At 72.2% G+C, this 17543-nt stretch carries 23 protein-coding genes and 2 tRNA genes; 14 read left to right on the top strand and 11 right to left on the bottom strand.

Annotated elements, in window-relative coordinates; all coding sequences use genetic code 11:
* Positions 1 to 14: 14 nt before the first annotated feature.
* Entirely contained in the window at positions 15 to 578 is a 564-nt protein-coding gene (locus AC3ANM_RS08045; RefSeq protein ID WP_488287610.1) for an RNA polymerase sigma factor, read from the bottom strand.
* 267 nt (positions 579 to 845) lie between these two features.
* Here AC3ANM_RS08045 and AC3ANM_RS08040 point away from each other — a divergent pair, with 267 nt between their 5' ends.
* The 3 genes from AC3ANM_RS08040 to AC3ANM_RS08030 are packed head-to-tail and all read left to right on the top strand — an operon-like array spanning position 846 to position 3079.
* On the top strand, positions 846 to 1208 hold the full coding sequence (locus AC3ANM_RS08040; RefSeq protein ID WP_488287609.1) for a group I truncated hemoglobin: 363 nt from the start codon (positions 846 to 848) through the stop codon (positions 1206 to 1208).
* 3 nt (positions 1209 to 1211) lie between these two features.
* Positions 1212 to 2393 (top strand): globin domain-containing protein, encoded by a 1182-nt coding sequence (locus AC3ANM_RS08035; RefSeq protein ID WP_488287608.1) that lies wholly within the window; start codon positions 1212 to 1214, stop codon positions 2391 to 2393.
* A 50-nt stretch (positions 2394 to 2443) separates the two neighbouring features.
* Entirely contained in the window at positions 2444 to 3079 is a 636-nt protein-coding gene (locus AC3ANM_RS08030) for a hypothetical protein (protein ID WP_488287607.1), read from the top strand.
* 146 nt (positions 3080 to 3225) lie between these two features.
* Here the strand turns inward: AC3ANM_RS08030 and AC3ANM_RS08025 are convergent, their stop codons facing one another.
* Complete coding sequence (locus AC3ANM_RS08025) at positions 3226 to 3594, bottom strand: ArsR/SmtB family transcription factor (protein WP_488287606.1); 369 nt, start codon at positions 3592 to 3594, stop codon at positions 3226 to 3228.
* A gap of 56 nt (positions 3595 to 3650) precedes the next feature.
* Between AC3ANM_RS08025 and AC3ANM_RS08020 the strand changes: the two genes are divergently transcribed.
* Positions 3651 to 4679 carry a cation diffusion facilitator family transporter gene (locus AC3ANM_RS08020; protein ID WP_488287605.1) on the top strand — a complete coding sequence of 343 codons (1029 nt, stop codon included), beginning with the start codon at positions 3651 to 3653 and terminating at the stop codon, positions 4677 to 4679.
* Between the two features lie 50 nt (positions 4680 to 4729).
* Here the strand turns inward: AC3ANM_RS08020 and mscL are convergent, their stop codons facing one another.
* The 3 genes from mscL to AC3ANM_RS08005 form a co-directional block, all read right to left on the bottom strand.
* Complete coding sequence (gene mscL / locus AC3ANM_RS08015) at positions 4730 to 5164, bottom strand: large conductance mechanosensitive channel protein MscL (protein WP_488287604.1); 435 nt, start codon at positions 5162 to 5164, stop codon at positions 4730 to 4732.
* A 177-nt stretch (positions 5165 to 5341) separates the two neighbouring features.
* A complete protein-coding gene (locus AC3ANM_RS08010) occupies positions 5342 to 5650 on the bottom strand; it encodes a hypothetical protein (protein ID WP_488287603.1) in 309 nt (102 codons plus the stop codon).
* Positions 5651 to 5839: 189 nt separating this feature from the next.
* Entirely contained in the window at positions 5840 to 6748 is a 909-nt protein-coding gene (locus AC3ANM_RS08005) for an EamA family transporter (RefSeq protein ID WP_488287602.1), read from the bottom strand.
* Positions 6749 to 6831: 83 nt separating this feature from the next.
* Here AC3ANM_RS08005 and AC3ANM_RS08000 point away from each other — a divergent pair, with 83 nt between their 5' ends.
* On the top strand, positions 6832 to 7722 hold the full coding sequence (locus tag AC3ANM_RS08000) for a LysR family transcriptional regulator (RefSeq protein ID WP_488287601.1): 891 nt from the start codon (positions 6832 to 6834) through the stop codon (positions 7720 to 7722).
* 136 nt (positions 7723 to 7858) lie between these two features.
* Here AC3ANM_RS08000 and AC3ANM_RS07995 read toward each other — a convergent pair whose 3' ends face one another.
* Positions 7859 to 9079, bottom strand: a complete 1221-nt coding sequence (locus AC3ANM_RS07995) for an MFS transporter (RefSeq protein ID WP_488287600.1) — start codon at positions 9077 to 9079, stop codon at positions 7859 to 7861.
* Between the two features lie 136 nt (positions 9080 to 9215).
* Between AC3ANM_RS07995 and AC3ANM_RS07990 the strand changes: the two genes are divergently transcribed.
* On the top strand, positions 9216 to 9698 hold the full coding sequence (locus AC3ANM_RS07990; RefSeq protein WP_488287599.1) for a MarR family winged helix-turn-helix transcriptional regulator: 483 nt from the start codon (positions 9216 to 9218) through the stop codon (positions 9696 to 9698).
* A gap of 166 nt (positions 9699 to 9864) precedes the next feature.
* Positions 9865 to 10110, top strand: coding sequence for a hypothetical protein (locus AC3ANM_RS07985; protein WP_488287598.1), 246 nt, complete (start codon positions 9865 to 9867; stop codon positions 10108 to 10110).
* 66 nt (positions 10111 to 10176) lie between these two features.
* On the opposite strand, the gene AC3ANM_RS07980 is transcribed toward AC3ANM_RS07985, so the two are convergent.
* Positions 10177 to 11259, bottom strand: a complete 1083-nt coding sequence (locus AC3ANM_RS07980; RefSeq protein WP_488287597.1) for a DNA polymerase III subunit beta family protein — start codon at positions 11257 to 11259, stop codon at positions 10177 to 10179.
* Positions 11260 to 11368: 109 nt separating this feature from the next.
* Here AC3ANM_RS07980 and AC3ANM_RS07975 point away from each other — a divergent pair, with 109 nt between their 5' ends.
* The gene (locus tag AC3ANM_RS07975) at positions 11369 to 11575 is read left to right on the top strand and encodes a hypothetical protein (RefSeq protein ID WP_488287596.1); all 207 of its coding nucleotides are present in this window, start codon (positions 11369 to 11371) and stop codon (positions 11573 to 11575) included.
* 54 nt (positions 11576 to 11629) lie between these two features.
* Here the strand turns inward: AC3ANM_RS07975 and AC3ANM_RS07970 are convergent, their stop codons facing one another.
* On the bottom strand, positions 11630 to 12736 hold the full coding sequence (locus tag AC3ANM_RS07970; protein WP_488287595.1) for a right-handed parallel beta-helix repeat-containing protein: 1107 nt from the start codon (positions 12734 to 12736) through the stop codon (positions 11630 to 11632).
* Between the two features lie 214 nt (positions 12737 to 12950).
* Here AC3ANM_RS07970 and AC3ANM_RS07965 point away from each other — a divergent pair.
* The 6 genes from AC3ANM_RS07965 (at position 12951) to AC3ANM_RS07940 (ending at position 15477) form a co-directional block, all read left to right on the top strand.
* Positions 12951 to 13023, top strand: a tRNA-Thr gene (locus AC3ANM_RS07965).
* Between the two features lie 56 nt (positions 13024 to 13079).
* Positions 13080 to 13156, top strand: a tRNA-Met gene (locus AC3ANM_RS07960).
* 112 nt (positions 13157 to 13268) lie between these two features.
* Entirely contained in the window at positions 13269 to 13439 is a 171-nt protein-coding gene (gene rpmG, locus AC3ANM_RS07955; protein ID WP_141789386.1) for a 50S ribosomal protein L33, read from the top strand.
* Between the two features lie 91 nt (positions 13440 to 13530).
* Positions 13531 to 13977, top strand: a complete 447-nt coding sequence (locus AC3ANM_RS07950; protein WP_488287594.1) for an FAS1-like dehydratase domain-containing protein — start codon at positions 13531 to 13533, stop codon at positions 13975 to 13977.
* Positions 13977 to 14399 (top strand): MaoC/PaaZ C-terminal domain-containing protein, encoded by a 423-nt coding sequence (locus AC3ANM_RS07945; RefSeq protein ID WP_488287593.1) that lies wholly within the window; start codon positions 13977 to 13979, stop codon positions 14397 to 14399. The genes AC3ANM_RS07950 and AC3ANM_RS07945 overlap by 1 nt, the downstream gene beginning before the upstream one ends.
* 7 nt (positions 14400 to 14406) lie before the next feature.
* Positions 14407 to 15477 (top strand): UDP-N-acetylmuramate dehydrogenase, encoded by a 1071-nt coding sequence (locus AC3ANM_RS07940; protein WP_488287592.1) that lies wholly within the window; start codon positions 14407 to 14409, stop codon positions 15475 to 15477.
* A gap of 24 nt (positions 15478 to 15501) precedes the next feature.
* Here AC3ANM_RS07940 and AC3ANM_RS07935 read toward each other — a convergent pair whose 3' ends face one another.
* The 3 genes from AC3ANM_RS07935 to AC3ANM_RS07925 form a co-directional block, all read right to left on the bottom strand.
* Positions 15502 to 15897, bottom strand: coding sequence for a PPOX class F420-dependent oxidoreductase (locus tag AC3ANM_RS07935; RefSeq protein WP_488287591.1), 396 nt, complete (start codon positions 15895 to 15897; stop codon positions 15502 to 15504).
* Between the two features lie 45 nt (positions 15898 to 15942).
* The gene (locus AC3ANM_RS07930; RefSeq protein WP_488287590.1) at positions 15943 to 16974 is read right to left on the bottom strand and encodes an adenosine deaminase; all 1032 of its coding nucleotides are present in this window, start codon (positions 16972 to 16974) and stop codon (positions 15943 to 15945) included.
* Positions 16975 to 17071: 97 nt separating this feature from the next.
* Positions 17072 to 17533, bottom strand: a complete 462-nt coding sequence (locus AC3ANM_RS07925) for a DUF5709 domain-containing protein (protein WP_488287589.1) — start codon at positions 17531 to 17533, stop codon at positions 17072 to 17074.
* Positions 17534 to 17543 lie beyond the last annotated feature (10 nt).

The raw sequence follows: 17543 nt of genomic DNA, 5'->3' as shown, positions 1-17543 counted from the left end.
CGGTCCGGATCCCGTTACAGGCGCGCGCCCTGGCCCTCCAGGAGCTCGCCCAACCTGCGCAGGGCTCGGTGGACCGCGACCCGCACGGCTCCGTTGCTGCGGCCCACGGCCGCGGCGACGTCGGCGACGTCCAGGCCGATGACGACCCGCAGCATGATCATCTCGGCCTGGTCCGGCGGCAGCCTGGCGATCAGGTCGAGAGCGGCCCGGGTCGACATCGCCTCCTCCGCCTCGGTCGCGGCGTCAGGCGCGAGCCGGCCCGCGTGGTCGTCGAGGTCGGCCATGTCGGCGAGGAGCCGCTCCGGGCGCCGCCCGGCGCGACGCACCTGGTCGAGGTGGTGGTTTCGCGCGATGGTGACCAGCCATCGCCGAAAGCCCGGTTCGTCACCGGTGAAGGACGCGAGGGCCTCGATCACCTTGAGCCAGGCATGTGAGGCGATGTCCTCCGCCAGGTCACCGGCAGTCACCCGCAGGTAGCGCAACAGCATCGGGTGGGCATCGCGCCACAGCTCGGCGAAGGCCATCGCGTCGCCCCCCTGGGCGTGGCTCAGGACCTGCTCAAACCGATTGCCGAGCATGAACTCCCTTGCAAACCTTGCGTTCTGGCGGCCGGGGCGCGAAGCAGGCCGGGTCGAGCTCCTCGGGCGAAACGCGATGCTAGTCCTCCACGCCGCCGGCGCCAGCCGGCGGCCGCCGCGCAAGCGAAGAGTGGTGAACGAGAGGGCCGCCTGAGGGGTTACGCCGTCAGTGAGGTGACCCTGATCACTTTCACTTTGGCCCCATTCGTTACAGTCCTCCGCCATTGCCGGGATTGTCCGTTTCCGGCACCAGAACTGGAGGCTCGGATGACCACTGACTACGACCGGATCGGCGGCGGGGCTGCCGTAGGTGCTGTTGTCGAGGAGTTCTACCGGCGACTGACCGACGACGATCAGGTCAGCCACTTCTTCAAGGAGGTGTCGCTGCCCGTGCTGAAGCGGCACCAGGCGCTCATGATCACCAGCCTGCTGGGTGGCCCGGACCGCTACGACGGCCGCCCGCTCGACCAGGCCCACGCTCCGCTGAACATCACCCACGCCGACTATGACCGCGTCGGCAGCCTCCTCATGGCCTGCCTGCAGGACGCCGGGGTGCCACGGGACATCCGGGACCGGGTGGGAACGGCGCTGGGGCGGGCGCGTGGTTCGATCGTCACCCTGCAGTCCTGACCGATGGACACACAAAGGCTCAAGTCCACCTGGAAGGCCGTCACGCAGCACGGTGACGACGTCGCCCTGTACTTCTACGCCCACCTGTTCGTCAGCCACCCCGAGCTGCGGGAGATGTTCCCCCTGGCCATGGAGGCCCAACGGGACCGCCTCGTCGGCGCCCTCGGCCGCGTGGTCAGCAGCGTCGACGAGCTCGGCGAGATCGTCCCCTACGTCGAGCACCTCGGCCGCGACCACCGCAGGTTCGGGGTCATCGCCGAGCACTACGACGCGGTCGGCGGGTCCCTGCTGTGGACCCTGAAGCACTTCCTGGGCGAGGAGTGGACCGCGGACGTGGCTCGAGACTGGGCCGACGCCTACGGCGTGGTCGCGGCGGCCATGGTGGCGGCCGCCGAGGAGTCCGAGGACACCCAGCCGGCCTGGTGGGACGCGGAGATCACCGAGGTCGCCCGGGTGAGCCGGGAGATCGCCATCGTCAGGGTGCTCCCGGACAGCCCGCTGCCGTACCGACCGGGGCAGTCGATGGCCGTCACGATCCCGCACGCCCCGAGGGTGTGGCGGTACTTCACCCCCGCGAACGCCCCACGCCCCGACGGCGGGATCGAGTTCCACGTCGGCCTGGTCGCGGGCGGCCTGGTCAGCACCCCCTTCGTCAAGAAGGCCAGGCGCGGCGACGTCATGCGGATCGGTGCACCCGTCGGGACCGCCCTCGCCGTCGACCCCGTGGCGGATGAGGACCTCCTGATGGTCGCCGGGGGCACCGGCATCGCGCCGTTCCTGTCGTTGCTCGACGAGGTCGAGCAGGGATGGCAGAACGGTCAGACCCACCGCCGGGTGCACCTGGTGCACGGGGCGCGATATCCGTGGAACCTCTACGCCGGGGCGCGCCTGCAACAGCTCGCGGCCTACCCGGGGTTCACCCACACGCAAGTCGCGTCCGATGACCCGACGTACCCGGGTCGGCGCGGTCTGGTCGGCGATGTGGCGTCGTCGGTGACCATGCCCGGCCCCTACAGCGCGCTCGTCTGCGGGTCGCCGTCCATGGTCCTGCACACGGCGTCGGCGCTGGCCGGTGGCCCGCGGCCACCGCAGTCCATCGCCTTCGAGGAATTCGGCATCACCTCAGAACCGCCGGCCGGAGCGGCTCCCACCGCCCTGGCCCACAGCATCGGAGGGCAGTTGTGAATGCAGTCGAGCAAGACGCCGTCAACGGACGGGGGGAGAACTTCCAGGACGTGAGCCTGCGAGCGGTCGAGCTGCTGGCCAAGGCGCAGCGTGCTGCTGACGAGGCCGTCGCCGAGGCGCAGTCCTACGCGCGGGACCTGGAGGAGTCGGCACGAGAGCAGTACCGGCAGATCCTGCAGCGAGCCCAGTCCGCGGCGCAGGACTACTCCTCGGCCAGGGAGTTCGGCGGCGTCGCTCACCCGGCCGCTGCGGAGGAGAGGGGAACCCTCGACTCCGAGAAGCTCATGTACGTGCGCACCTACGCTCGGGTGGCTCACGCCCAGCTCAAGTCCGTGCTCGACGTCCTCAACGACGAGCTGGACCAGCTCGCCGCGATGGCCCAGGGTGAAGCCGGAGCCGTCAGGTCGACAGCAACGGCCGCAACGGCCTCCGCGCCGCAACCCGCCGGCCCCATCGCACCAGCGGGCGACCACGCCGTGGGCTCCTTTGCGCCAGCAGGGGACATGCCCGCCGCGACCACGGCCGAGGTGCGTCCAGGCGGCCTGGACCGCTTCGGGGCGGGAGCTGGCGGCCCCATGCCGGTCAGCACGACCGACGAAGGATGGCCCCCGATCTTCGCGGCCACCAACGCGATCTCCTACGTGTATCGCGGGCCTGCCCTGGAGAGCCCCCACCCGCAGGGTTGAGGTGTGAGATCGGCGACCTCCACGAATCCTTCGTCTGCCACAAGTGCACGACCAAGGCCCCGTCCGGCACCAGCCGGGCGGGGCCGTTCGCGGGTCAGCGGTATGCCCGGCTGCCCGGGTCCTCGGGCAGGTCGCCCACGCGCCGGTCAGGCTGAGGCGGGGCGCGAGTGCCGGTGGTCGGGAGCCTCGTCCACGTCACCCTCGGTGTGCTCGGCGTGGAAGAGGGCCTCTTCCAGCAGGGCGCGGACGTGCTCGTCGGCGGCCGAGTAGTAGATGAAGTTGCCCTCGCGGCGTCCGCGGACCAGCTGGGCCAGACGCAGCTTGGCCAGGTGCTGGCTCACCGCAGTCGGGGTGGCCCCCACCAGGTCGGCCAGGCAGCTGACGTTGGACTCGCCCTGGAGCAACGCCCAGAGGATCTTGATGCGCGTCGGGTCGGCCAGCATGCGGAAGCCCTCGGCTGCGAGGTGAGCCTGCTCCTCGCTGGGGATCGACAGGTCGGGCAGGTCCTGGTGCATGACTGCCATGCTACGTAGTTGTCTACCTGCACGCATGCGAAGGTAGGCTGACGATCATGCCTCCTCACGGCCACGACCACGGCCACGACCACGATCACGACCACGACCACCCGGCGACCGGGTGGCGTGCCGTCCTCCACGCCGTGGAGGACCTGGTGAGGCCGCACTCCCACGAGGGGCTGGAGCGCACCGACGCGGCGATGGAGACCTCCCGGGAGGGCATGCGCGTCATCTGGATCTCGCTGGGTGTCCTGGGGCTGACGGCCGCGCTCCAGGCCATCGTCGTCGCTGCCTCGGGCAGCATCGCCCTGCTCGGGGACACCCTGCACAACGGCGTCGACGCCTTGACTGCCGTGCCGCTCGGCATCGCCTTCACCATCGGCCGGCGCGCCGCGACCCGGCGCTACACCTACGGCTACGGCCGTGCCGAGGACCTGGCCGGCATCGTCATCGTCGCCCTCATCGCGCTGTCCTCGGTCTTCGCCGGCTACGAGGCGATCCGCCGGCTCGCGCACCCGCAGCCGGTCAGCCACCTGTGGGCGGTCGGTGCGGCCGGGGTCATCGGCTTCCTCGGCAACGAGCTCGTGGCCCGGCACCGCATCCGCGTCGGACGCAGGATCGGGTCCGCGGCACTGGTGGCCGACGGCCTCCATGCCCGGACCGACGGCTTCACCTCGCTGGCGGTCGTGCTCGGAGCGGCCGGCGTGGCCGTGGGGTGGCAGCTGGCAGACCCGATCATCGGCCTGCTCATCACGGTGGCCATCGCCCTCGTCCTCCGCGACGCCGCCCGGGAGGTCTACCGGAGGCTGATGGATGCCGTCGACCCCAAGCTGGTGGTCAGTGCCGAGCAGGTCCTGCAGGCCGTTCCCGGGGTGCTCGACGTCGGTCAGCTACGCCTGCGCTGGATCGGGCATGAGCTCCACGCCGATGCCGACGTGGTGCTCGACCACGACCTGACCCTGGCCCAGGCGCACGCGCTCACGGTCGATGCCGAGCGTCAGCTGACCGCCGCCCTCCCGCGCCTGGGCGGCGCCGTCATCCACGCCGACCCGCACACGCACCAAGGGCGCCGTCACCACGTGTGACCTCGGGGACGCCCCCGCCCTCGATCGGTCAGGAGGCCCCTGGCGACCTCTCAGTCGAGCGCCGGGTTTGCAGCACCTGCCGCCGCCGGCAGGTCTGCGGCGCAGAACGCGCACCGGGTGGCGCCGATCGGGATGGAGGACAGGCACCGCGGGCATGTGGTGGTCGGCGTCGGCTCCTCCGCGGACGGCTTGTAGCGCGCCATGAGCTTGTTCACGGGGATGACGACAAAGAAGTAGACGGCCGCCGCGATGAGCAGGAACGCCAGCAGGGCGTTGATGAACTCCCCGTAGAGGAACTTGCTCCCGTTGACCGTGAAGTACAGCGAGGAGAAGTCCGGCTTGCCGCCGAGCGCCCCGATGACCGGGGTGATGAAGTCCTTGACGAGGGCCGTGACGAGAGCGCCGAACGCGGCGCCGATGACGATGCCGACCGCCAGGTCGACGACGTTGCCCCTCAGGATGAAGTCGCGGAATCCCTTGACCATGCCCCACCGCCCTCCGGATGCGCGCCGCGTCGGCACGCTTCCCCCGATGCTGGCACGGAACGCGCCCCGGACGGGTGGAAACGCGCCGCCGGTTGTGACGCCCGAGGTCCTGGCACGCCGGGCCGGTACCGGCGACGACGGAACAGTCCGCCGTGGCCGGACGACCGGGTGCGCCGGCTACCGCGACAAGGACCGCAGCACGCGCCGCAGGTCCGACTCGTCCGGCAGGCCCGCCGAGCCGCGGGCCGTGGGGTAGATCCGGCACGCCAACCCCGGGACCGCACCCTCCGGGGCGAACACATCTCGCCCGTCGACCAGAAAGGCCGGTGACCCCAGGAAGCCCAGGGCGCGGGCGTCCTCGGGAGTGTCGACCAGCACGACATCGAAGTGCGGAGGCAGTCCCTCGGCGGCCAGCGCGTGCGCCAGGACCACGCCGGCCGCTTCGGCGTGAGCGCAGTCGCGCACGATGGCCAGCTCAACCTTCACCGTCTCATCATCGCCGCGCCCCGCCGGCAGACCCTGACCGGTCCCTGAACGGCACGGCGCGTGGCGTCATTGCCTCACGAGCACCAGCAGGACCCGGGCGGGTCCCGTCGGGTGTCTGGCCGGTATGCCGGGTGTCCGCGTCCGCGGACACCCGTCACCTCGCGGCGCGGGTCCCCCTGAGGACGTCGGTCAGCAGGTCGCCACCGCCGGTTCCGTCGCCGGTGCCTGCGGCGCAGTGGCCTCCTCGTGCCGTGCGCCGGTCCGCTCGGCGCCGATACCGGCCGCCACGACGAAGGCCATGCCCGCCAGCGCCACCGCGTCGGGCACCTGGTGCAGCAGGACCAGGCCCACCGTGAGGGCGATGGCCGGCTCGAGGCTCATCAACGTGCCGAAGGCCGCGGTCGTGAGGCGGCGCAGCGCCAGCAGCTCCAGGCTGAACGGCACGACCGGGAGCAGCAGGGCCAGGCCGAGCCCGACCAGGGCCAGCTGCGGGGTCAGGTGGGGGAGCACCGTGGGGCCGGCGACGGCGGTCGCGACCAGACCCGCGACCGGCAGGGACACGGCCAGGCCCTGGAGCCCCGACAGCTCGTCGCCGACGGCCTGGGTGAGCAGGATGTAGCCGGCCCAGCAGGCCGCCGCCCCCAGCGCGAAGGCGATCCCGACAGGGTCCGCGGTGCCCTGCCAGGGCTGGGTCAGCAGCAGGACGCCCACGGCCGCCAGGGCGGGCCACACCATGAGGCGCGCCCGCCGGCTGCGGGCGGCCGCCACCCCGAGCGGGCCCATGAACTCGATCGCGCTCGCGGTGCCCAGTGACAGCCGGGCCACCGCGCCCATGAACAGCATGGTCAACCCGGCGGTCACCACGCCGAGGACGACGGCGGTGAGCAGCCCGCGCCGCCCGAACCGCGACGGGCGGGGCCGCACCACGACGAGCAGCACGATGCCGGCCCACGCGAGGCGCAGCCACGCCGCCCCCATCGGCCCCACCCGGTCGAACAGGCCGACCGAGACGGCCAGGCCGAGCTGGACGCAGGTCATCGACGCGACAGCCATCAGGGTGCCGGTGCGGGCGTGGGAGAGGGTCGTGGTGCTGGGCATGGCTCCAGTAGACGCCGCCAGAACCGTCCGCGTCCACGTGAGAAAGATGGACACATCGTTCAGTAATCATGGATGATCTGTCCATGGACCCCCGCCGCCTGGAGCTGTTGCTCCAGCTCTCCCGTCTCGGCTCCATGCGCGAGGTCGCGGAGACGACCGGGACGACCACCTCGACGGTCTCGCAGCAGATCGCGGCGCTGGCCAGGGACGCCGGCACCCCGCTCATCGAGCCCGTGGGCCGGCGGGTGCGGCTGACGCCGGCGGGCCGCAGGCTGGCCGACCACGCGGTGGTGGTCCTGGCCGCGCTGGAGGCGGCGCGGGCCGACCTGGACCCCTCTGCAGAGCCGGCCGGCACGGTGCGGGTGGCCGCCTTCGCCACCGCGGTCCGCCGGGTCGTGCTCCCGGCGGTCGGGGCCCTGGCCGAGCGGCACCCCGAGGTGCGCCTGCGCATCCACGAGCACGAGCCGGCCGAAGCGTTGCAGCTGCTGGCCGACGACGACGTGGACCTGGCCCTGACCTACGACTACAACCTCGCGCCCGCGTCGTTCGACGCCGGCCTGGACACGGCCCCTTTGGGGACTGCCGCCTGGGCCCTGGGGGTGCCGGCTGCCCGGAAGGGGCGAGCAGGCGCCGCACTGGAGGTCTTCGACCGCTTTCGCGACGCGGACTGGATCGTGAACTCCCGCAACACCGCTGACGAGGACGTGGTCCGGACGCTCGCCTCCCTGGCGGGCTTCCAGCCGCATGTCGCGCACCGCGCCGACAGTCTCGACCTGGTCCAGGACATGATCGTGGCCGGCCTCGGGGTGGGCCTGTTGCCCGCGGACCAGCCGACGCGCGCCGAGGTGGCGCTGCTGCCGTTGCGCGAGCCGGAGGCGGTCCTGCGTGCCTATGCCGTGACCCGGCGGGGACGCGCGGGCTGGCCTCCGCTCGCGGCGGTCCTGCGCCAGCTCGAGGGCGCGTCGCTGGCCTGAGCGAGCAGCCCGGCAGGGCCACGGAGAAGGGCCCTGCCCGGCATCAGCCGGGCGGGGCCCTTCACAGTCCTGCGTCGGTATGCCGGGTGGCTGGCTGAGCCACCCGGCATACCGACGGTGGTGGTGCGGTGGTGGCTCAGGCGTGCCGGCTCCGGTCCATCCGGGCCGAGACCGCGGCCAGGGCCAGGCCGACCAGCGTGACCAGGGAGCCGACCCACGGGGTGGCGCCGAGGCCGAGCGGGCTGTCCACGACGACCCCGCCGAGGAGCGCGCCGCCGGCGATGCCGAGGTTGAAGGCGCCGATGTTCAGGGCCGAGGCGACGTTGGGTGCCCCCTCGGCCTTGTCCATGACCCGCAGCTGCAGGCCCGGGACGGTGCCGAAGCCGGCGGCGCCGAGGAGGAAGACCGTGACCGCGGCGGCGACCTGGTTGTGGGCGGTCACCGACAGCAGGGCGAGCACGGCGGCGAGGGCGGTGAGGATGCCCATCAGGGCGCGCATGACGTGGCGGTCGGCCAGCTTGCCCCCGAGGGTGTTGCCGACGAACAGGCCCAGGCCGAAGAGGACGAGCAGCATCGTCACCATCGACTGCGAGAAGCCGGTGATCTGCTCGAGGATCGGCGCGATGTAGGTGAAGGCGACGAAGATGCCGCCGTAACCGAAGAGCGTCATGGCCAGAGCCAGGAGCACCTGCGGGCGACGCAGCACTCCGACCTCCTGGCGCAGGCTCGGCGGGTCCTGGACCTTCAGGGACGGCACGAGGACGGCGATGAGGGCGGCGCCGAGGACGCCCAGGGCGGTGATGACCCAGAAGGTGGCGCGCCAGCCGAGCTGGTGGCCGATGACCGTGCCGGCGGGGACGCCGATGACGTTGGCGAACGTCAGGCCGGTGAACATCGTGGCGATGGCCGCGGCGCCCTTGCCGGGGGCGACCACCTGCGTGGCGACGATGGCGCCGACGGCGAAGAAGGTGCCGTGCGCGAAGGCGGCGATGACCCGGGCGGTCATGAGCACCCCGTAGCTCGGGGCGATCGCGCCGACGAGGTTGCCGACGATGAAGATGACCATCAGGACGACCAGCAGGTGCTTGCGGTCCGCCCGGCCGGTGAGGGCGGTCAGCAGGGGAGCGCCGACGGCGACCCCGGCCGCGTAGCCGCTGACGAGCAGCCCGGCAGCCGACAGGGACACGTGCAGGTCGCTGGAGATGTCCGGCAGCAGCCCGGCCACGATGAACTCGGTCATGCCGATGCCGAACGCCCCGATCATCAGCGCCACGAGGGCGGCCGGCGGTCGGCGTGACGAGGTGCTCCGGTTGGTCTCTGTGGCCCGGGTGGCGGGCTCGGCGAGCTGGGTGCTCACAACATCCTCCCAATCTGCAATATGACGCGCGTGCAACTAACGGCGTTGTCAGCAATCTAGTTGCACACGCGCGTTATTTCAAAACGGGCTAACATGGCGGCGGACCACACGACCGCTCGCCGGGAAGGAGCCGCACATGGGCATCGCCGACGACGCCGTCCAGATCCGCGCCCAGGGGTGGCGCACGCTGGCGGCGCTGCACGGGCTGATCGAGACGTCGCTGGAGAAGGCGCTGCAGTCCGGCCACGACCTGTCGGTCGTGGAGTTCACGGTGCTCGACGCCTTGTCCCGCCAGGACGGCTGGCACATGCGGATGCAGCAGCTCGCCCGGGCGGCGGCCCTGAGCGGCAGTGCCGCCACCCGCCTGGTCAACCGGCTCGAGGACCGCGGCCTGCTGACCCGGATCCTGTGCCAGGAGGACCGCCGCGGCATCTACACCGAGCTCACCTACGCCGGCCGCGAGCTGCTCGAGGCCGCCCGCCCCACCCACGACGAGGCCCTCGGCCGGGCCCTCGACGAGGCCGGCCAGACGCCCGAGCTCGCGCCGCTGGTCACGGCGCTCAGCCGGCTCTCCACGCCCACGGCGGGCCGCGTGCGCCGCGTAAAGACCCCCGCCTGAGCCTCCGCGCCATCCTTCGCGGCATACTCTGCGCGACTCTCCTCGCCGCAGCCCCGAACCGTTGACGGCACAGGGCCTTCCGGGACTTGCCGCCGGCGCCCCGCCAGGGGCACGTTTGGTCCAACGGGGGCGACCCCCCGTCGCCTCCCCGCCCCGAGGAGAGGTCATGGAGGTCGACCAGGAGGTCCACGACCGGGTCCAGCTCGAGATCCAGTCGGTGATCAACCACGTCGCAGCAACGCAGCTGCACCATCCGATGCTGGAGATCGAGACCGCGCTCGAGCGTGACCTGCGCGCCGCCGGTCACTGGCCCCAGCCCAGGCCCTGGCTTCGGGCGGTGGCCCTGGAGATGGCCGACGGCCGCGTCTACATCGTCACCAAGCACGCCTGGGCCGACCCGCACGGGCACTGACCTCCCGCGGTCCTGTCACGTCGCAAGGGTCCGGCGGCGCAGCAACAGCCCCCCGGCCGGCCGCGCTCACCCCTGCGTGTCCAGGCGGAAGGGCATGACCAGCGTGGTGAACGTCCCCTGGTCGGCGGACCTGACCACGACCGGGCGGGCCGGCTCTGTGAGCTCGAGCATCACCTCCGGGCCCACGCTCGCCTCCAGCGCCGCGCGCAGCAGGCCCGGCGCGAAGCCGATGCGGATCGCCGCGCCGGAGACCACCGCGTCCAGCCGGAGGCCGGGCGGGTCCACGGTGAGGGTGCCGTCGCGCAGGTCCAGGGCGACCGCCTCGGGCAGGTCCCCGACCTCCAGGGCCGCGCGCAGGCGCTCGCGGCCGACGATCGCCCGCGTCGTCGCCGGCTCCAGCCCGTCGAGGATCCTGCGGTATGCCGGGAAGTCGCCCTCCCGGGTCGGGACGGTCCGCGACCCGTGGGGGCCGTCGACGTCCATCCGCCCCTCCGTCAGCGTCAGGGTCACCTCGGCCTGCGGCTGGGCCCACGTGGCGAGGTCGACCAGCTCGGCGACGGGGACGAGGGCGTGCGCGTCGACCTCGTTGCCGTGGCGGGGGTGCAGCGCCCGCGCCGAGAGCCGGTAGCGGTCGCTGGCGACCAGCCGCACCTCGTCGGAGCCGACGTCCACCAGCACGCAGCGCAGCACCTCATCCAGTGCCGGGTCCTCGCCGGGCAGCGTCGCGCGGTCGGCGGTCGCGGCGGCCGGCACGACCTGGCGCACCGCGCTCGCGAGCTCCGGTCCGGCGAGGGTGACCCGGCACGGCGGGGGATCGCCGCGCAGGTCGGTCAGGGCGTCGGTCACGGCCTGCCGGGCCAGCCGCGCCTTGCTCTCGAGGGTGTCCAGGTGCTCCTCCAGGAGCCGGACCGACTCCTGCCTCGGCCCGTCGAGCACCGCCTTGGCCGTGGCAAGGGGCAGGTCCACCACCCGCAGCGCGGCCAGGAGCCGCGCGCGCGGCTCCTGGGACACGGCATACCAGCGGTATCCACTCGCGGGGTCGACGCGGGCCGGCCGAAGCAGGTCGCAGTCGTCATAGAAGCGCAGGGCGCTCGGGGTGAGGCCGACAAGGCGGGCGAAGGCGCCGATGCTCAGTTCTGGTGTGGGCACGGCGACATCGTGGGCCTTCAGGTTGCTTGAAGGTCAACCGTTTCCGTGCGACGGCGTGTACCGGCGCGGTGCCCGGCTGTGGCGTCGGGGCGAAGGCTACCGTCGGGGCATGGATCTCTACATCGCGGTGAGCCCCGTCCCCGAGGCCGGCCACTGGCAGGCCGCGCTCGTGCCCCCGGCCGAGGCATCCGACCCGACCAAGGCCGTCCGCGACATCACCACGCGCGCCGACATCTCCGCCCTGCAGCAGGAATGGGACGTCGCGGAGGTGCGCTACGCCGACGAGATGGAGCCGGGGGACATCCCGGCAGGCTGACCCCGCCGGTCAGCCCCGGCGAGGTCAGCGGGCGAGATGGTCAGGCCCGTGCCGTCACCGGTGGCACCAGCCCAGGTTGTCGGGGAGGGCCTTGGCGCAGTCATTGCCACGAACGACGTTGCCCGACCCTGTCTTGTCCCAGACGATGTCCGCGGGGACGTTGCCGTGGGCATCGTTGACGGCGACCGTGTTGTTCGTCGGGTCCGCACCGCCCATCGACTTCGTCGAGATGATCGCGATCCCGCCAGACCCCAAGGTCGCGCCTCCGGGCTTGTTGTTGTTGACGGTGTTGTCGCGGACCACGCTGTCGTGCACCCCCGCCAGCAGGATGCCGAGGCCGGACAGGGCCGGGCCGTCCGGGCCGGCCGGGCACTCCTTGTCGTTGGCCCAGGCGGTGTTGCCGGCGATGCGGTAGTCACCGGCCGGGATGTCGTACGGCGCCTCGCCGCCGGTGTTGAGGGCCATGACGCCGACGCAGTTGCCCCAGACGTGGTTGTCGAGGGCGGACAGGCCGGTGCTGTCCCGCAGGAAGATGCCGAAGCCGTTGTGGTCGCTCCAGCTGTCGCGCACCACGCTGTGGGCGTTGGGCGAGTCACCCATGTAGAGGCCGGCCTCGCCGTTCCATGACGTCGAGTCATCGGCGAACAGGGAGTGGGTCGAGGCGAACCGGGCAATGCCGTACTGGCCGTTGTGGTCCGCGCGCACGTGCGTGACGGACAGGTTGTCGGTGTTGAAGCCGACCACGCCGACCCCGGTGAACCCGGTGAAGCGCATGCGGGAGACCGAAGCGTCCTTGAGCCGGTCGGAGAAGATCGGGTTGAACTTGGAGTCCGTGGCGCCGAACAGGCAGAGCCCGTGGACTCCGCCCATGACGGTGCAGCCAGGGTTGCTCGACGGCGGCCGGACGGTGGTCTTGTCCCAGCCTGCGCCGCGGATCGTCAGGGACTTGGTGATGGTGACGCTGTCGCGGAAGGTCCCCGCCGTGAGCAGCAGGGTGTCCCCGTCGTGGGCCTTGGCCACGGCGGCGGCGATGGTGCCGGTTCCGGGGCGGACGGTCCATGTGTGGTGGTCGCTCCCGCCGGCCCGGGCGGGCACGGCGAGCAGCGCGGAGGCGGTGGCTGTGATCCCTGCGACCAGGGTCACGCGAAGGCGATGGCGCATGGCTCCCCCTTCACGATGGAGTCGAGGTGTGGCCGAGTGGCCGCTTCCGGTCTATGCCTGCGGCCCCGGGGGCTGCTCCACCAAAGGGGGCAGCGCCCCGCTACGCCTCGACCGTCCGAAGGGGTGACCGCGCCGCGGGGCGCCGATTTCAGATCCTGGGTCAGGAACGTGTACTCTCGGCGACGCAAAGCCGGGCGGCCTGGTCGCCCGACTTGCCCCAATAGCTCAGTCGGCAGAGCGTTTCCATGGTAAGGAAAAGGTCTAGGGTTCGATTCCCTATTGGGGCTCAGTCCGGGTCTGGTGGTCGTCCCTCGTGGGCGGCCACCGGGACCCCGGAACCCCTGGCGGGGTAGCTCAGGTGGTCAGAGCACACGGCTCATAATCGTGGTGTCGCGGGTTCAAGTCCCGCCCCCGCTACCAACGCGATTTCGGGATCAGCCTCGGGATCGCGTAGTCTGGTGCGTCGTTGCGCGCTCGCTGCGCACACGCCCTACCCGTAGTTCTTCCGTGAGTTTCGAGAGCAGGTTGCCCCGTGGCCAGCAAGAGCACCGACGTCCGCCCCAAGATCACGATGGCGTGCGTGGACTGCAAGGAGCGCAACTACATCACCAAGAAGAACCGCCGCAACGACCCTGACCGTCTGGAGCTGGCGAAGTTCTGCCCCCGCTGCGGCAAGCACACGCAGCACCGCGAGACCCGCTGAGGTCACGCCCCACGGCATTCCGGCCGCCCCCGCAGTCACTGCGGGGGCGGCCGTTTTTCGTGCCTGCGCAGGCTCCCCTAGGGTGGTCGCCATGGCCGTGAACGCGAGTTTCGCCGGGCGCACCTACCCGGCCACCGCCCCGTATGCCGTGGGCCGGGAGAAGATCCGGGAGTTCGCCGAGGCGGTGGGTGCGGTCGACCCCGTGCACACCGACGGCGAGGAGGCGCGGGCGCGCGGCTACCGCGACGTCATCGCCCCGCCGACGTTCGCCGTGCTCATCGCCCAGCAGTGCGACAAGCAGCTCATCGTCGACCCCGAGGCGGGCATCGACTTCAGCCGGGTCGTGCACGGCGAGCAGAAGTTCGCCCACCACCGGCCGATCACTGCCGGCGACGAGATCGTGGGCGAGCTGCACGTCGACACCGTCCGCGAGGCCGGCGGCCACGCCATGGTCACCACCCGCACGGAGCTGTCCACCACCGAGGGGGAGCGGGTCTGCACCGCCACCTCGACCATCGTGATCCGGGGAGGCGAGTGATGGCCCTGTCCGTCGCCGAGGTCCAGGCCGGCCAGGAGCTTCCGGCCCGCACCATCCACATCACCCGGGCGACCCTCGTGCAGTACGCCGGGGCCTCGCTGGACCGCAACCCGATCCACTGGGACGAGCGCTTCGCGACCTCCGTCGGCCTGCCCGACGTGATCGCCCACGGCATGTTCACCATGGCCGCCGCCGTCAACGTCGTCAGTGACTGGGTCGGCGACGCGGGCCGCGTCGTCGACTACGGCGTGCGCTTCACCAGGCCCGTGGTCGTGCCGCACGACACCGGCGCGGACCTCGAGGTCAGTGGCGTGGTCAAGAGCGTCGACGAGGAGGCCAAGCGGGCCACCGTCGAGCTGACCGCGACGTGCGAGGGCGACAAGGTCCTCGGCCGGGCCCTGGCCGTCGTGGCCCTGGACTGACGCCCGCATGCTCGAGCACCACGACGTCCCCCTGGCCGACCTGACCACCATGCGGGTCGGCGGCCCCGCCGCCCGGCTCGTGACGGCCACCACCATCGACGAGCTCGTCGACGCGGTCCGCGAGGTCGACGACGCCGACGAGCCGCTGCTGGTGGTCTCCGGCGGCTCCAACCTGCTCATCGCGGACGAGGGCTTCACGGGCACGGTCGTGCGGGTAGCGACCTCCGGCATCACCGTCGAGTCGGCCGACCAGTGCGGCGGGGCGACCGTGCGCGTGGCCGCCGGCGAGGTCTGGGACGACGTCGTGGTCCGGGCGGTCGCGGAGGGCTGGGCCGGCGTCGAGGCGCTGTCGGGCATCCCGGGCTGCGCCGGCGCCACGCCCATCCAGAACGTCGGCGCCTACGGCCAGGAGGTCTCCCAGACCATCGCCCAGGTGCGGGTCTGGGACCGCCGGGAGCAGCAGGTGCGCACCTTCGCCAACGCCGACTGCGCCTTCACCTACCGGCACAGCCTGTTCAAGGCGACCTCCCGCTACGTGGTGCTCGACGTCGTCTTCCAGCTGCGGGTCGGCTCCATGTCCGAGCCGGTCGGCTACGCGGCCCTCGCCCGCGGCCTCGGGGTGGCCGAGGGGGAGCGGGTCCCGCTCGCCGACGCCCGCGACGCCGTGCTCGACCAGCGCCGCCAGCGGGGGATGGTGCTCGACGCCGCCGACCACGACACGTGGAGCTGCGGGTCGTTCTTCACCAACCCCGTGCTCTCCGCCGAGCGGTATGCCGCGCTGACGGAGCGCGCGCAGGCCAGGCTGGGTGCCGACGCGGTTCCGCCGGAGTTCCCCGCCCCGGACGGCCAGGTCAAGACCAGTGCCGCCTGGCTGATCGACAAGGCCGGGTTCACCAAGGGCCACGGCCTGCCTGGTCCGGCGGCCCTGTCGACCAAGCACACCCTGGCGCTGACCAACCGCGGAGGGGCCAAGGCCGCGGACGTCCTGGACCTGGCCCGCGAGGTCCGCGACGGCGTCCGGGACGCGTTCGGCGTCACCCTCGTCAACGAGCCGGTGCTGGTCGGCCTCACCCTCTGACTCGCTGACCGGGCGGTCCTGCGGTCAGCCGACGCTGCGCGCGGCCGGCCGGGTGCCGTCCCCGATCCCGATGCTGATGATGCGGCGCGGTCGGACCCGAATCACCTCGCGCGAGAAGTACGGCGCGGGCGGGTCCACGTCCGTCAGCGCCTGAGCCGTCCCGCGGATCTCCAGGCAGCGCACCACCCAGGGCGTCACCGACGCGATGTCGTCCACGACGAACGCGACCTCGGGGTGGGTCTGCACGTTGCGGAACTTGCGGCTCGCACCCATCCGCCGACCGGGGATGTCGATCGTCCCGTCGGCGTTGACCCGGAAGGAGACCGGGTTGTTCTGGAGGTCCCCGCCGGGTGCCAATGTGGCGAGCCGCCCGAGCCGCTGCGACCTCAGGTATGCCAGCTCCTCGTCGGTGAACGTCATGCCCTCATGGTCCGAGGTCAAGCGCCCTTGACGTCAAGGTGTCCGTCACGAGGGGTCGGAGGCCAGCCAGTCCTCGACCTCGGCCAGCAGTCCGGCCTTCACGGCCTCGGGGGCGCGGGAGCCCCTGATCGAGCCGCGGGCCAGGTCGGCCAGCTCCTCGTCGGAGAAGCCGTGCACGGTCCGGGCGCTCTCGTACTGCGCCGCCAGCCGTGAGCCGAACAGCAGCGGGTCGTCGGCGCCCAGCGCCACCTGCACGCCGGCGCCCACCAGCGTGCGCAACGGCACCTGGGTGTCATCGTCATAGACGCCGAGGGCCACGTTGCTGCCGGGGCACACCTCCAGCGTGGTGCCCGAGGCGGCGATCCGCTCCAGCACGGCGGGGTCCCCGGCGCTCTGCACGCCGTGGCCGATCCGGTCCGGGAGCAGGGCCTCGATGGTCTCGGCGACCGCGTCGGCACCGAGCAGCTCGCCCCCGTGCGGGACCGAGGCGAGACCGGCTCGCCGGGCGATCGCGAAGGCCGGGGCGAAGTCGGCGGTGATGCCCCGGCGTTCGTCGTTGCTCAGGCCGAAGCCCACCACCGTGCCCGGACCGTCACCGGCGTGCCGGGCGGCCAGCCGGGCCAGCGTGCGCGCGTCGAGGGGGTGCCGGATGCGGCTCGCCGCGACCACCACGGCCACCGCGGTCCCGGTCTCGGCCGAGGTCTTGGCGGCCTCGTCGAGCACGATCTCCAGCGTGGGCGTGATCCCGCCCAGGTGCGGGGCGTACGAGGTCGGGTCCACCTGGATCTCCAGCCAGCGGGACCCCTCGGCTGCGTCGTCCTCACCCGCCTCGCGCACGATCCGACGCATGTCGGCCTCGTCCCGGACGCAGGCACGAGCCATGTCGTAGAGGCGCTGGAAGCGGAACCAGCCGCGCTCGTCGGTGGCCCGCAGCCGGGGCGGCCAGGACGAGGTCAGCGCCTCCGGGAGGGTGATCCGGTGCTTCTCCGACAGCTCCAGCAGGGTGGCCAGGCGCATCGACCCGGTGAAGTGCAGGTGCAGGTGCGCCTTGGGCAGCCGCTCGACCGGTCGAAGCATGCGCGTCAGTGTGACAGCCCGCGGCGACGGCCGCCGTGGGACCACTCACTTCGGCGTCATCAACCTTGCTGCGACGCCGGTCCGGGCCCGAACGGGGTCAGGACTCCTCGACGACGTGCATCGCGGCCTCCTCGGCCGACGCGCCGGCACCGTCGATGCCCACGTCGCCGCCCCAGAGCTCGGACTCCTCGTCCTCGTGCGTCCCCTCGTCGGGGTCGACCAGCCGCCCGGCCCGGCGGTCGCCCACCTCGCCGTCGTCGAGGAACTCGTCCTCCTCGCGGGGCGCGTCGGGGTCCTCCTCGCCGTCCTCGAGCGGGTCGTCGAAGGCGGCGGAGGGGTCTGGCTCCTCCTGGCGCAGCCGCTGCTCCAGGCTCTCCCCCTGGTGCTGCTCCGAGGCGGTGGTGCCGTAGGCGTTCACCCCGCGGGGGCGCTCCGGCGGCGACCAGCCCTCGTCGAGGATGTCCTCCACGCCGCGGTACCGGTCATCGAGCGTGTCTCCCGGCTGGAGCTGGGTCTCGTCGTCGACGCTGTACTCGTCGTAGGACTCGTTGTCGCTCATGCACCGAGCC

Source organism: Oryzihumus sp. JJN4-3R (genome assembly GCF_057747915.1).
The sequence above is the reverse complement of the archived record's forward strand: the minus strand, read 5'-3'. Positions and strand labels throughout refer to the sequence as shown.